Origin of the sequence: Escherichia sp. AM3 (genome assembly GCF_032029835.1) — a bacterium.
Taxonomy (GTDB): Bacteria; Pseudomonadota; Gammaproteobacteria; order Enterobacterales; family Enterobacteriaceae; genus Escherichia; species Escherichia coli.
Map to the genome: position 1 here is coordinate 1 of NZ_JAVUPQ010000809.1, position 305 is coordinate 305.

Consider the following 305-nt stretch of genomic DNA (forward strand, 5'->3'; position numbering starts at 1 on the left):
CCCAATTTACGCAAATAAATAATAATCTTGATTATGATTAATTCCAAATAAGTATATTTTTCCAGTAGATGCTGGGCATTAACTAAGAAAACCCAGAATACCACTTTCATTGTTATGGAAAACATGGACAATGTTAATGAAATATATTTCTCACCGCGCCATCATTTGTACCTTGACACTGTTGATCATTATTATCACCGTTTTGTTCACCTTTCTGAGAAGCTCTGATGTGCCAGAATATATTACTGCCCCGGTGCGCAAAGGCGATATAGAAAATTCTGTTCTGGCGACAGGCCGTATTGATG

1 pseudogene is annotated in these 305 nt (G+C 36.7%); it reads left to right on the plus strand.

Annotated features, from left to right (window positions below):
• Positions 1–136: 136 nt before the first annotated feature.
• A pseudogene (locus RTW80_RS28490) lies at positions 137–305 on the plus strand (efflux transporter periplasmic adaptor subunit); the annotation flags it as partial.